General features: G+C 56.7%; 13 protein-coding genes. 6 read left to right on the top strand and 7 right to left on the bottom strand.

Features of this window, described 5'->3' with window-relative positions; genetic code table 11:
• Positions 1 to 84 precede the first annotated feature (84 nt).
• Together IEX44_RS03340 and IEX44_RS03335 are read left to right on the top strand one after the other, a co-directional pair.
• A complete protein-coding gene (locus IEX44_RS03340) occupies positions 85 to 309 on the top strand; it encodes a hypothetical protein (protein ID WP_188688785.1) in 225 nt (74 codons plus the stop codon).
• A 166-nt stretch (positions 310 to 475) separates the two neighbouring features.
• The gene (locus IEX44_RS03335; protein ID WP_188688783.1) at positions 476 to 1,735 is read left to right on the top strand and encodes an MFS transporter; all 1,260 of its coding nucleotides are present in this window, start codon (positions 476 to 478) and stop codon (positions 1,733 to 1,735) included.
• A gap of 104 nt (positions 1,736 to 1,839) precedes the next feature.
• Here the strand turns inward: IEX44_RS03335 and IEX44_RS03330 are convergent, their stop codons facing one another.
• The 4 genes from IEX44_RS03330 to IEX44_RS03315 form a co-directional block, all read right to left on the bottom strand.
• On the bottom strand, positions 1,840 to 2,877 hold the full coding sequence (locus tag IEX44_RS03330) for an AraC family transcriptional regulator (protein ID WP_188688780.1): 1,038 nt from the start codon (positions 2,875 to 2,877) through the stop codon (positions 1,840 to 1,842).
• A 115-nt stretch (positions 2,878 to 2,992) separates the two neighbouring features.
• Positions 2,993 to 3,376: a hypothetical protein gene (locus IEX44_RS03325; protein WP_188688777.1), complete on the bottom strand. Its 384-nt coding sequence runs from the start codon at positions 3,374 to 3,376 to the stop codon at positions 2,993 to 2,995.
• 65 nt (positions 3,377 to 3,441) lie between these two features.
• Positions 3,442 to 4,038: a hypothetical protein gene (locus tag IEX44_RS03320; protein ID WP_229678717.1), complete on the bottom strand. Its 597-nt coding sequence runs from the start codon at positions 4,036 to 4,038 to the stop codon at positions 3,442 to 3,444.
• Between the two features lie 110 nt (positions 4,039 to 4,148).
• Positions 4,149 to 4,994 (bottom strand): MipA/OmpV family protein, encoded by an 846-nt coding sequence (locus IEX44_RS03315; protein ID WP_188688770.1) that lies wholly within the window; start codon positions 4,992 to 4,994, stop codon positions 4,149 to 4,151.
• Positions 4,995 to 5,248: 254 nt separating this feature from the next.
• On the opposite strand from IEX44_RS03315, the gene IEX44_RS03310 reads away from it, so the two are divergent.
• From IEX44_RS03310 to IEX44_RS03300, 3 genes are all read left to right on the top strand, one after another.
• The gene (locus IEX44_RS03310) at positions 5,249 to 5,833 is read left to right on the top strand and encodes a TetR/AcrR family transcriptional regulator (RefSeq protein ID WP_188688767.1); all 585 of its coding nucleotides are present in this window, start codon (positions 5,249 to 5,251) and stop codon (positions 5,831 to 5,833) included.
• Between the two features lie 59 nt (positions 5,834 to 5,892).
• Positions 5,893 to 6,465 (top strand): TetR/AcrR family transcriptional regulator, encoded by a 573-nt coding sequence (locus IEX44_RS03305; RefSeq protein WP_188688764.1) that lies wholly within the window; start codon positions 5,893 to 5,895, stop codon positions 6,463 to 6,465.
• A 277-nt stretch (positions 6,466 to 6,742) separates the two neighbouring features.
• Positions 6,743 to 9,016, top strand: coding sequence for a beta-glucosidase family protein (locus IEX44_RS03300; RefSeq protein ID WP_188688762.1), 2,274 nt, complete (start codon positions 6,743 to 6,745; stop codon positions 9,014 to 9,016).
• Positions 9,017 to 9,086: 70 nt separating this feature from the next.
• Here the strand turns inward: IEX44_RS03300 and IEX44_RS03295 are convergent, their stop codons facing one another.
• Complete coding sequence (locus IEX44_RS03295) at positions 9,087 to 9,836, bottom strand: SDR family NAD(P)-dependent oxidoreductase (protein ID WP_188688757.1); 750 nt, start codon at positions 9,834 to 9,836, stop codon at positions 9,087 to 9,089.
• A gap of 119 nt (positions 9,837 to 9,955) precedes the next feature.
• On the opposite strand from IEX44_RS03295, the gene IEX44_RS03290 reads away from it, so the two are divergent.
• A complete protein-coding gene (locus IEX44_RS03290) occupies positions 9,956 to 10,873 on the top strand; it encodes a LysR family transcriptional regulator (RefSeq protein WP_188688754.1) in 918 nt (305 codons plus the stop codon).
• Between the two features lie 146 nt (positions 10,874 to 11,019).
• On the opposite strand, the gene IEX44_RS03285 is transcribed toward IEX44_RS03290, so the two are convergent.
• Positions 11,020 to 11,547 carry a hypothetical protein gene (locus IEX44_RS03285; RefSeq protein WP_188688751.1) on the bottom strand — a complete coding sequence of 176 codons (528 nt, stop codon included), beginning with the start codon at positions 11,545 to 11,547 and terminating at the stop codon, positions 11,020 to 11,022.
• Positions 11,548 to 11,769: 222 nt separating this feature from the next.
• Positions 11,770 to 12,909 (bottom strand): helix-turn-helix transcriptional regulator, encoded by a 1,140-nt coding sequence (locus IEX44_RS03280; RefSeq protein ID WP_188688748.1) that lies wholly within the window; start codon positions 12,907 to 12,909, stop codon positions 11,770 to 11,772.
• Between the last annotated feature and the right edge of the window lie 556 nt (positions 12,910 to 13,465).

Here is a 13,465-nt window from a genome sequence, read left to right as displayed (position 1 = left end):
ACGGTTTTATGATTTCCAAAAAGAAAATGCCCCGTATGCCGGGCTTGTGTTTATGATCAGGCATGCTCATAACTGGATGGCTAAATGACTGATGACACGTTGGTGGAAGACTTTATTCACGCCGGGCACCATTTGCGGGTAACTGTGTGGAAATCCGGTTTTTTCTGGAAATGGTCTTATGTCATTGATGGTCTGCATAAAGCTGAAATTACTACCCGACCTTTCAAGGAGAAAATGGACTCCATGAACGAAGGGATATTCATTGCCAAGTACCAGGCTGAAAAAATGCCGCCACCTGATAACGTGTAGTTATCGTTTGTTTCCCATCAGACCCCGCACGTTTCGACGAGCGCTGAAGCGTCAATAAGCGGGGTTTTGAAGTTTGAAAAAGAAAGCCCCGAGTGCACCGTTAGGCAAACACGACTTGAGCGATTTTGTCTTGGGTTTCATTTCCAGTTCGAGACGTTCGTAAACCATGTTTAGTCCAACAGGCCGTAGCTCTGCGTTATATCAGGTCGCCGCTTCGAAGCTTTTTCTCGGCGCCACGATTGCCATGTTTCTCTCCGGGCTGGGTACCTCAGCGGCAGCCCCGCAGATTGTACTTTTTCTGGTGAAGGAGCTTGGCGCCTCATTGCCGTTGGCCGGGTTTTACTACCTGACCAGTCTGGCGGCACCCCTTGCCGGATATTGGGTGGGGCGTTACTCAGACCGGACAGGCAACCGCTTAGGGTTGTTCCGGATATGCGCGGTAGCAGGGTTTACTGGTTGGGCCGCAATGGCGCTGTCCAGCGCAATCTGGATGCCATTTTTTATTGGTGTCGCCTTGCTGGCAGTTTCCGGCGCAACGGCCTCGCAGATTTTCGCAGCGGTTCATGATGAACTCAGCAAAAGCCCCGGCAGCGAGAATGATCGCGTTGTTGCCGTCGTCCGCATGGCGCTGACCGCTGGCTGGATCGTGGGGCCGGTGGTGGGTGCCTGGGTCGCGGCGAGCTTCGGGCTGCGCCCCATGCTCTGGATGACGGCTGTCTGCACTTTGTTGCAAGTACTGCCGCTGGGAAAACTGAACCCGACAGCCCCGATAAAAGTTACTTCATCTGATGAGGCAGCCGGACATGGCAGTCATCGCGCCATGATGCCCTTGCTGGCGTTCACGGGGCTTTTTGTCCTGGTGTACGCGGGAGAACCCATCAAATACGGCTTCCTTCTGATCTATATGGAGGAGCATCTGAAACTGAGCCCGGTCATTCGGGGCGCCGTTATCGGGATTCAGCCTTTCATCGAGTTGTTCATCATGCCGTTCAGCATCGTGCTGGGCCGCAAACTGGGCAATCTATGGCTAATGAGCCTTGCCGCCGTTCTGGCCGTGTTGGCTAATCTCTGTTTTGCGCTATGGCCCTCCGTGATTGGCATGTTTGCCGGCCAGATTCTCATGGGCGGTGTGTGGGGAATTTATATGGTCCTCGGCATCATTGTGGCGCAACGCCTGCTGCCCAACGCGGTGGCCACTGCTTCGGCCATTTTCATGAGCTCCACCGCGCTGGCTTCCGCACTTGGCGGTATGGCCGGTGGGCTGGGCATTGAGGTGCTGGACATGCCGAAAGTGTTTTTTCTCCCCGCGTTCTTCGCCGGGCTTGCCGTCATCGGTCTGAGTTTGATGGCACGTTCAGAGTCCATGAGTGCTGCGGCAGGACACGCCGGCATGGCGCAATCCTCTGCCGGGCTACCCGCCCAGTAGCGCCGCCAGGGTGGGTGATGCCAAGATCACCGGATCAAGCGCGGTGTGCAAAATGACGTGGCTTGAACTTGATTGCGTGCCGTGGCCTTGATGCGATCGCAGGGTTACGCATCCGGTTTTTCATTCAGCCGGAATCGCGAGGGGGATACGCCACTTTGTCCTGAGAAAAACCGCGAAAACACGGATACAGACGAAAAACCCAGCAAGTCGCTCACCACAGAGACAGGCGTGTCGTCCTGCATGAGCAGTTGTTTCGCTCTGGCCATGCGAACCTGCGTCATGATGCTCTGGAAGTTGGTCTCTTCCTTCTGCAAACGCTTGTGCAGCCCGGAGCGCGTAATCGCTAGCCGGTCACAGACCAGCGCTAGAAGCGTGCTTTCCGGGGCGAACACCGACATGTTGCAGACGATGTCGTCCGTCAACGCCAGTACCCGCGCCGCAAACGAAAACTGCGCCTGTAGCGCTTTGACCTCTGTAAGGGCCTGGCCACAAATGGCGTCGAACGCAAACTTGTTATGCAGTTCGTAGGACACCCTGGCGCTGGGTATGCTCAGGACGAGCCGGTTCTGCGGACGTTCAAACAGCATCTTGCTGCCATCGTTGTCCTGCAGGCGTTGCCAGCCAGGGAACGGTTTGCCGGTCAACTCGAAGGTGGCAAAGATCTTGTCGTTACCGGTGTACTGCCGTGCGAGCATGACCATGACGGCCAGGTTGCCATAGGCCGCACGTGAGGTCCGGTCCGCAGGGCTATCCAGCGCGTAGGTAAATTCGTACTGCCCCAAGTCCTCGCGCATTTGCAAGGCATCGACTTCGCCAATCAACGGCCTGATCCGCAGGAAATTTTCAAATGCCTCGTGCAGGGTGCGCGAATTGAAAATGACGCCAAATGTGGTGCTGAAAGGGGCCATGGCCGCGATGGCGCGCATCTGGTCGTTGCTAAACTCTTGACCGGGCAAACGCTCAATCAGGTTGAGCATGGCGATATGTTTCTCTGCGGAAATCCGGCCGCCGGCCGTGCGTGCCTCAAGTTCCGAAATACCCGTCCGCCGCTGGAATTCCAGCGGGCCAATACCCGCGTCGCGCGCGCATTCAAGGCCCAGTTGGGCCAGTTTGCTGGTGACCGTTTTGATGCGATTGGACATGACTGTTTTCTCCCGCATGCACAGCTGAAAACACCTACCCAATGCGGGTCAAGGTAGTGAACGCAGCGGCCTTCATATAGACGTCATAATTTAGCAAGGGAATGCCGACGGCCCACTAAGGCGTTGTACGCACAGGTTTTTCCTTATGGGCGGGCGGCGTGGGGCGTTCCAGAGCGTCGTTCAGGTTCCGGATTGCATGGACGGCATGGCCTATTTCCAGCAAGGTCTGCTCCAGGGTTTGTCTGGCTTCGCGGGTGTCATCCATGATGAGCCGGGCTCTTTTCAGTGATTGGTCCGCTTGCCTTAGCACACGCTCGGTGGAGCGCTGGAGAGGATTTTTCGTATCCTTCAACACAGCCTCAATATCCGCCAGCGCACCATCAAGATTGCGCCAGAGCCTTTCGTTGCGCTGCCTTTCCTGTCGGCGTGGGTCGTGGTTTGACCAGTAACGCTTTAAAAACAGCAAACCCATCAGGGCGACCAGCACAATCCAGACCATTGCAATGCTCCTTGGCAGGCCGAGCAAACACCAGGCATCCGGGACTTCGACACAGAACTGTTTACTCACGGGGTTTGTTCATAGGCCAGGGCAGCGCAGTGGTCCCCGTATACACATGTCACCAGTGGCGACTGCTTGCCAGACAACAACGTGTCTACGAGTTGGGCGAGCCTGGTGACGGTATCGCGCCAGTCATCCGTTGGGCTGTGTTCTTCAAAACTGGCTGCGCTCAGCAATGTACCGTCGCGTCTCAGTGTCAAAGACGCGCTGGCCAGTGTGGGCGGAATGCGTGTGCTCTGGATTTGCTGTACAGGTCGAAGCATCGCCGTGTACGTCAGTTCGGCGCAGCCATGGGGCGTGGTGCCGCGTGCATAAACACGGCTGACCAGCCCATAGTCATCCAGTAATTGCCGCAAGGCAGGCACAAAATCCGGAATGGCGACTTGCTCATTCGAGGTAATGCAGACCTCTTTGAGTGGCAGGTAGGGCACTACTGGTTGAGCGGAGGTCTGCCTCCCGGAGGCCGAAGTGGTCAGCGATGCAAGGCTTTCGGTAGCTGAGTGATACACGTGTGCCAACCCGTCCGGACTGAGGAGCCCGCCGCACGCAGTGACCGTGCATGACATGACCAGCATGGTCAGATAGCGCAAGACAGTGTTCAACTTGTGGCGAAGTAGATGGCGACACATATCTGGCATGGCGTGGCCTGTGATCAGTTCGACAGCGCAATGCGGCGGCCAGATTGGGCAAACAATCTGGCCGCGCCCAGGTATCAGAAGCTGTAGTTGGTGAAGACGCCGTAGGTCATCTGGTTTTTCTTCTCGACAATCGGGCTGTCACCGACATCGCCAGGCAGATGGGTCGCCCCAATGCGCGCGCCCAAGGTCCAGCGTTTGTCCAGTTGATACATCGCCCCGACCGAGAAGCGGATTGCGGCCAGGCCCGAGCCCGGTGTGTACTCTGCAAGCCCGGAGTGGGCGCTGTCTTCTGCAGTCACGCCGTAAAAGGTCTGATTGTTCTGGCTACTGCCCCAGGTGACACCAGGGCCTGCAGTGAGGGTGAGTTGTTCGGTGGGCCGATATTTGCCAAGCAAGTCCAGCGTAGCGGTAGCGCCCTGATCCTTGCCGCCGATGTCTTGCGTGGCTGCGCCCACCACAGACACCCAATCCAGGTTGTAGCTGGCAAACAGGGTCGCACGCGCAGTGCGCTCAATATCCGGCATGCCGGTCAGGCGTGCGTCATCAGACGATTTGCGGGGTTTGACCAGGTCAGCCGAAACGGCCACGCCGACGCGCACGGTATTGTCGCGATACAGATAAGCGCCGACACCAAATGGCACATTGGCATCCGGAACCGTGCCGATGAAATAGCGGTCGTAGCGCACACCAAACAATGGCGCTGGTACGACGTGGTTATCGCTGGAACCGGAATACTTCGGAGCCACGAAGGCGCCAAAACCCAGCGAGTAGTGCAGCCCGTCGTCAGGCAAGTCCTGCGGAGTTGTTGTTGCGGCAGCAGCAGGCGCACTGCCGGTGGCTGCGTGCACTGCTGCGGCTGACAAAAGCATCGCAATAGATGCGAAACACGTGCCGCGAACACCCGTTTTCCGAATAGCCATTTTTTCTCCACAAGCGTTTTGATAGCCCCGCGCCCGTAAGGCCAGAGACCGACAGAAGTGATTATGCGACGCAGTCTACCAAAAATATGCAAATTAGAAACCGACTGGACGGTTTTTATAATGTATCAGGAACCTGACGGGAGACATGAAGGAGTCGGTGATAAAAGCTGCCCTCGAACGACCCCAATTAGGCCGCGGCAGGCCGCATCAGTTATGCTTGCATTCTTTTCAGTGAAGTCACTCAAGGACTGATTTTGGCGACGAGGCAAGCGCGCTCAGAGCAAACCCGACGTGCAATTGTCAAAGCGGCGCTTGTCGTTCTGGGCCGTGACGGTGCGGCGAGGCTGACGTTCGGCGCGGTGGCCCGCGAAGCCGGTCTCAGCAAGGGGGCGGTCACGCGTCATTTCCCTTCAAAAAAAGATTTATTGCAGGGCATCCTGGCGTTTCGTGCCGAGACATTCCGGGCGCTTCGCAACGACTTCGTTGCGACACAGCCGTCTGACGCTGCGCCACAATTCATTGTCGGGCAAATTGCCATGATGAGAGCCATGGTCGAAAATGCCCAGTCGCCTGCCCGCGCCATCTTCTCTGCGTTGCTGGATGCGCCGGAAGCCATGCAGGAAATGGGCCAACGCATTGCATCAAGCCTCGTCAAAGCGCAGGCCGAGACCGTCGACCCGGATCTTGCTCACCTGCGTTGGGCAGCGGGGTGGGGGCTAGGACTACTGAGTGTTTTTGGGTTGTCACCGTTCTCTGAGGACGAACGCAATCAACTGTTCAACAAGTTGGGTAACAGTGACCTTTGGCGCCCACTGGAAAAACCGGCTGAAACGAAATAGTTCGTTAGCCGGCCAACAAGTCATCACAGCGAACGCAATCAAGCCAATCAAGCAAGCAAATGGATAACGTCACCCGTTCTGAACAGTCACGACTGAAAGCCATCAAAGCGGCACATGCCATTTTGACGCGCGACGGTGTCGGTGCACTCACCTTTGATGCGTTGGCCGCCGAAAGTGGTCTGAGCAAGGGCGGGCTGCTGCATCAATTTGCCACCAAAGAAGAACTCCTCAACGCCCTGCTGGAACACCGCCAGCAGTTCATCACGGAAACGGTATCCGGATATAACGCCGATGCCCAAACGGCAGTGCCCGAACCTCTCCTGCATGGCCATCTCGCAGCGTTGCAAGGTTTGTCTGGCGGTGAGCACAAGGCGGTGAATCTGGCGTTGTTGGCGGCGCTGGTGCAGGCGCCGGAATTGCTTCATCAAGTCAGTGCTGATCACGTTGAATCTTTGGCACAAATCCGCGATGAAGCCGTAGATGCGGACCTGGCCTCGTTACGCTGGCTGGCCGCTTCAGGCTTGCTGTTTATGGATTTACTCGGCTGGGTTCCACTGTCGGAGGAAGACGGGAAGGCGCTTTTTGACCGGTTGAACGACACCGCTGCCTGGCATCCTGCCAAAGATCTCTGAGTGTCTCCTGCCTGCGGGCAGCGCCTTCAACACGCGCCGGTCCATAATCACGGACCTGCCCGCAAAGCCTTATCCAGCCACAATCCCGATACACATACACCATTACATTTAGGGTTATTGCCTTACCCCTCGTCCAACATTTGGCAACCTGATGCCAAATGAGGAAACCCTATGCAAAACGGTTTTTTTTCGACGCGTCTACCATCAGCTCCAGAAAAGAAATCCCGACAAGCCGATACAAAGTCGGCAGAGCGGCAACATGGAGCTGGAGGTAGCAATGAAGAAGACGACTCGCACACAATGGGTATTAACTACGCTATGCGCTGCAATCCTCGCCGGTTGTGGTGGCGGAGGGGGTGATACCACCCCGGCTACCACGGCAGACGCCGATACGGTGGCAGACCAGCGGGCAACAGCCATGCTGGCACAAATGACCCAGGCCGAAAAAATCCAGTTGGTACATGGCGTGGGTACGCAAACCGGCCCACTGGGGGGCGCCGGGTATATTCCCGGTATCCCGCGCCTGGGCATTCCTGACTTCTACACAGCAGACTCGGCCACGGGCGTGTATCAGGCCATCAACGGCACGGTCGTGGCCAATGGCGCCACCGCCATGCCGTCGCCACTGGCGCTGGCCGCGAGTTGGGATATCACGCTGGCACATGACTACGGAGCACAAATCGCCAAAGAGTTGCGCACGATTGGCTACACCGAAGGCCTCGGCGGCGGTATCGACCTGGCGCGTGAGCTGCGTAACGGCCGGACTTTTGAGTACATGGGCGAAGACCCGGTGCTGGCCGGTTACATGATTGCCGCGCGGACCCAGGGCACCCAGGAACAAAAGGTGATCGCGACCATCAAGCACTTTGCCGCCAATGACCAGGAGACGAACCGGTTCGTTTCCAACTCGGTGATTGATGAACGCACTTTGCGCGAACTCCACCTGCTTTCGTTTGAAATCGGCGTCAAAGCAGGTAAGCCTGGCAACGTCATGTGTGCCTACAACATGGTGAACGGTGCCAAGTCGTGCCAGAACAGCTATTTGCTGACCGACGTGCTGAAGAATGAGTGGGGCTACAAAGGCAAGGTCCAGTCGGACTGGTTCATGGCCGTCACCGATACGGTGCTGGCTGCCAACGCCGGCCTGGACGAAGAAGAAGCCGGCTCGACGGATGATAGCCTCGGCTTTTATGGCATCAAAACGTACTTCAACCAGAAGTTGGCCACTGCGGTGGCAGCTGGCTCGGTTCCGCAATCCCGGCTGGATGACATGGTGTTCCGCAGGCTGCGTACTCTCTACCGCCTTGGCATCATGGATTCGCCTGCCACGCTGGGCGGGACCATTGACCAGGCTGCGGGCGACAAGGCATCCCATGACGCGGCCGTGCAATCGATGGTCTTGCTGAAGAATGCCACGCCTGCTGGCAGTACCACCGCAGCACTGCCTCTGGATAGCTCGGCCATCCACTCGATTGTGGTCATTGGCGGCCACGCCGATGTGGGCGTCATGGCCGGTGGCGGTTCGGCGTTGACGCCGCCAAGAGATGGCAACGCGGTGACCTGCCTGCAACCGAATGCCGCCGTGGCTGGCGTGACCAGTTGCGCGACGTATTACAAGTCGTCTCCACTGGATGCGATCAAGGCCAAGGCCCCGAACGCGACGGTGACCTACTTCGATGGCTCAGATGCAGCCGCTGCTGCCAACGCGGCGGCAGCAGCGGACGTGGCGATCGTGTTTGGTACGCAGTTCGAAACGGAAGGCGGCGATCTGGCTTCGCTCAGCCTGCCCGACAATGCGGCAGATCCGGCCAACCAGGCTTACGACCAGAACGCACTGATCAGTGCAGTGGCTGCCAGCGCCAAACGCAGCATTGTAGTGCTGGAAAGCGGTACTGCCGTGACCATGCCCTGGGTGAACAACGTTCATGCCGTGCTGGAAGCCTGGTACCCAGGCTTGCAAGGTGGGCCGGCCATTGCGGACATCCTGTTTGGCACGGTGAATCCATCTGGCAAACTGCCGATTACCTTCCCGGTGAACGATACCGACCAGCCGCAAAAGGCCATCTCAAGTACCGATCTGAATGTGGTGTACAGCGAAGGATTGCAGATGGGCTACCGCTGGTACGACGCCCAGAATATCCAGCCGCTGTTCCCGTTTGGTCATGGCTTGTCGTACACGACCTTCCAGTACTCGGCGATGAGTTCCAAGGCCGATGCCTCCGGCAATGTGAGCGTGACATTCACGCTTAAAAATACCGGCAAGGTGGCGGGTGCAGAGGTCGCGCAGCTTTACGTGGCATTGCCTGCCGCAGCAGGCGAACCACCGCGCAGGCTGGTTAGCTGGCAGAAAGTTCAGCTCCCGGCGGGTGGCAGCAAGCAGATCACCATGGCGGTTCCTCCAGAACGCATGGCGATCTGGGATACCACGCTGCATCAATGGCATGTTCCGGCGGGTACTTTCACGCTGTATGCCGGTGCTTCCTCACGGGATACCAACATGCTGACCAGCACGCAGGCACTGGCTGACAAGGTGTTGCCTCTGACGCACTAAACCAGTTTGAACCCGCCACCGGCCGAGTTGCCGGCCGTGGCGGGTTTCACTGCCTTGGCGCTGGCAAGTTCTACTGGGCGGTATAGGCGCCATCTACAGCCACAGACTGGCCCGTCAGATAACGTGCTTTGTCAGACGCCAGCCACACGATGGTTTCGGCGATTTCCTCCGGGGTCGCTGCGCGCCGGGCAGGGATGCCGGCCAGAAAGCCATTCTTGAGTGCTTCATCGCGCCCCAAAAAACGGTCCAGCATATCTGTCTGCACGGGCCCGGGCGCTACGGCGTTCACGCGTACACCAACCGGTGCGCCTTCCAGCGCGGCACTACGGGTAAGGCCTTCGACAGCGTGCTTGCTGGCTACATAAACCGAGGCTCCCGCCATGCCCACCTGGCCAGCAATCGACGACAGATTGACGATCGCGCCAGCGCCTTGCAGCTGCATCACGCGCATTTCATGTTTGATGGACAACAGCGCGCCCAACACGTTGGTTTCAAACGTATCGCGGTAGTTCTGTTCGGTCTGCTCAGTCACCGGCCCATTCTGGCCTTCCACACCAGCGTTGTTGACCGCCACATCAAGGCGGCCGAAACGGGCGACGGTGCCTTCAACCAGCGCACGCACTTCTGCTTCTTGCGTTACATCCGCCTTGATGAATTCTGCTTGTGCGCCCAGGGCGCGCAATTCTGCCGCCAGCGCCTGGCCGGCTTCCGGCCGCCGGCCACTCACAACAATGTTCAGGCCCAGCTTGCCAAATGCCAGGGCGGTAGCGCGGCCAATGCCGGTCAGTGCGCCAGTAATCAGAACGGTTTGCGTCGTCATGTTGTTCTCCTTTGGGTGAGGTCTTGCAACGGGACCTACTTTGATTGATTCCAAAGATTTGAACTAGATACGCCATGGTTGTATAAATCATTCCAATAAGGAATAAATGGAGTGCCAGATTGGACAAGCTAGCTGCGATGAACACCTTTGTGCGCGTGGCGGAGGCGGGCAGTTTCTCGGCCGTAGCCAGTGAGGCCGGCATGACCCAGAGTGCGGTGAGCAAACAAGTGGCCGCGCTGGAACGTGACCTCGGTGCGCGCCTTTTCAGCCGCACCACACGCTCGCTCTCACTGACAGAAGAAGGGCTGCGTTATTTCGAGCAAGTACGACGGCTGGTACTAGAAATTGAAGGGGCTGAACAAACGCTGCGTCAGGGCACAGGCCAGATACAAGGGTTGATTCGCATTGCCGCGCCGGTAGGTTTTGGCCGCCTCAAATTGATGCCATTGGTGCAAACGTTTATGGCGAAAAACCCTGGCGTGAAGGTCGACCTGCAACTGCATGACGGGTTTATCGATCTCGTCGAGCAGGGGATTGATGTCTCCATCCGTATCGGTGAACTGGCAGATAGCGGCCTTGTGGCCCGACGCATTGGCACGTCGCATCGCTTGCTGGTCGCGCATCGGGAGTACATCAGGCAATTGCCACAGGGCCTTGCCATGCCAACCCGCCCGGCAGATCTGGGTGAGCACAACTGCCTGATTTACACGGGCCTGGCCACCCGCAACCTCTGGCGTTTTACCGCTGCAGCGGGCGCAACGGTACCCCAGGGCACCAACCAATCCGTCACCGTGCAAGGCAGCTTGCAAACCAACAGCAGCGAGGTCATGCGCTTTGCCATCCTTTCCGGCATGGGCATTGGCTACGTACCAGACTGGCTTATCAGTGCAGAGTTGCAAAGTGGTGAGGTGGTCCGCCTGATGACCGACTGGCACCCACCCACGTCCCCCATTCACCTGGTCAGCCCGCCTGAACGACGGCACGCGGCTCGAGTGAGAGCTTTCGGGGATTTTGTCGCGGAGTCTCTTCAGAGTTAGCCCACAACTTGACTGACTCCCTTCGTGGTGTTGCCGCTACGCCAATGTTTGCCTGGCCTAAATAGCGGGCCTGGCCATTCCGCGGCGATTGCAAATCAGGCCATAGTATGTTGGCTGGGGGGCTTTCCTCACGGTGCCCTGATTTGCTATGGAATGGTTTGCATTACAAGGTGATTGAAATACACGCGGCCAGCTTTGTTCTGAGGGTGCAGGTCATATTCAATTGCAATCCGGAATGGCTCATAGACCATAAAATTAGCTCTGACCTTTTGCCAGTGCCCGGTGCCTTCAATGCGGTTATCAAAATGAGTCTTCGTGTAACCACTGCTCGCGGGAAAATCATAAGGCCATTTCATTGAGTCGATTTTTTCGAAATCGCTACTTACCAGATTAATTCCACCGTTGCATACGTTATTGCCGGGGCAGCCTTTGGCAAGATAACGATAATAAAGACGGTAATGCCCAGGAGGGAATATCCTGGAGCTATAGAAATTCTTGCCGTGGTCTGTCGCATGAAAGCCCGGACCAGGGCTTTTTCCTGTTAGAGCTAATCCATATTCTCCTTGACGTCCGCCTGGCTTGCCATGAAGCCATTTATCTGGCTGATACCGGTCTAAAGGATCAATGAAAACGATGTTGGTATTGTCTGCGGGCGTCACTGCCAAGGCTGGCATGTTCCAGACCGTGAGAACCAACGAGATGGCGCCCGCACAACGGCGACCAAAGCGTGTTATCAAACACATCCCGGTTCCCCCTTTGAATTGCTCGACAAAACACGAGCTTTCTGAGGAAGAACTGTCTACCGGCAAGGTCGGTTGCGCCTCATCTGTTTGAAGGAGGAACCTCTAGCGTTTGTCAGCCGGGAGAGGCCTGGAAAATGGAGGCACAGACCTGAATCAATGGCGGGGAGTGCTTTCTGGAGCCCTCATGGCAAGCGGTAAGCCGAGCACGCGCAATAACTCCGCTTGCCGATGCGTCCAGGTTTTAGCAAAGAGTTGCCTGAGATGCGTTCGTACTGTCGAACTACTTATCTGATGCTGCTCCGCATAGCTTTCCACGGTGGCGTTCTGCAATAAACCCAATGCGAGTCGAGATTCAGCGGCGGTGAGTCCGTACATCAACTGTAATTGTCTGGCATGAGGTAAATCGGGCCCGGCCCCATCCTGAAGGATGACAAGGGCGTAGGGGCCTCGATGACCGTGGCAGCATTCAGGGGGCTCGGTGGAAGGAATGACCGAAACAAGCCACGGCGTATTTTGTTTTGACCGTGAAATGGTAAACCAGCTCCCCTCACGCCCGTAGGGGTTAGTTGCTCTTTTTAACGCGATGTCTAAACGGCCGGAGGATTTAGCATCGGTGCCCAGCAGGCGTTGCCCTGCCACTTTAATACCGTCAGACAGAGCGAGGTAGGTTGCAACGGGTGGGCTCATCCAGACAATGCGTTGCCTGGCGTCTAGCCATACCGCGCCATACGGTAAACATTTCAGGGTTTCCTCGGCGGCCTGGTGTTGCTCTTCCAGCTCGGCAAGGCGTGCGCGCAGGGTAGCTGCACGGACTAGATGGTTTGAGAGGCTGGCCAAGACTTGAAGGTTGCTTTCTTCATAGTCACCGGCGTCATGCAGTCGAGCTATTGTAATGGCTTCATAAATATTGCCGCTTCGGCGGATGCAATTCACCGCAACGCGTTTAGCCCCATAAGGTTTGAGGAACTCGTTATACAGTTCGCTTCTTTTTACGAACTGCTCATCAAACTGGAATTGGTCGGGGCGCCAATCTCCAATTTGGCCTGACACAAACCAGGCGATACGAGGGTCAATCGCTGCAAAGTAATTTGAATAGGCCCACTGTGATTCTATGAACGACGAGTCGCTAACAGAAGAACTGATGACCTGGCGGCTTGGCACATCCATCTTGATGTACTGCCCAACATACCCTCCACCCAGCAGCGCAATCTTGCCTACGGAATCAGGGATTCGAGAGGGGTCCTCAACTGACGCGTAAATCGAGTCGATGACTTCACTTACACCTTGAGTCATACGCAATCCCCTCAAAATCGCCGCAGGAATGTGTTCCGCCACAGAAAGCTGCAAGACTGAAGCGTGCACTGCAGCAATCGTGCATGTTTCGAAGACTATCAATGTATTTGACCAAAGCAAGCATTATTTATGTTTGGTTGGGTCGCAGGCTATCGGAAAAAGGCGGCTCATTTGACCTTCCGTATCAGCGTTGGCGTGAAAACGCCGTGTGTCTCACCCGGTGGTCACATCTCCACCCTCAAAATCAGGTCTTGCTAGTACTGCGCCCACCCCGACCAACGGCTAGTAGTGGTCATTTATATGGATGAGGTGGCGACAGCAGCCAACGACCAGAATACAAGGCGCTCTAATCCGGTTTTGTTCCGTCTTTGGCTGCTTAAGCCCGATGGGTTCTCATCAGTTTTTTGCGGGATAGCGCGGTGCCAGGAAGTCCACCGAAATTGATTCGGCTGCATTGCTTCGTGACAAACCGGTGTTGAGACCATGACAGGTACTGCTTTGGGGTTTAGCGAGCTGTTGGCGTGCATTTGTGGTTATTGAATACTTGCTCTCTATA

Origin of the sequence: Silvimonas amylolytica (genome assembly GCF_014645555.1) — a bacterium.
In the GTDB taxonomy this organism is placed as follows: Bacteria; Pseudomonadota; Gammaproteobacteria; order Burkholderiales; family Chitinibacteraceae; genus Silvimonas; species Silvimonas amylolytica.
The sequence above is the reverse complement of the archived record's forward strand: the minus strand, read 5'-3'. Positions and strand labels throughout refer to the sequence as shown.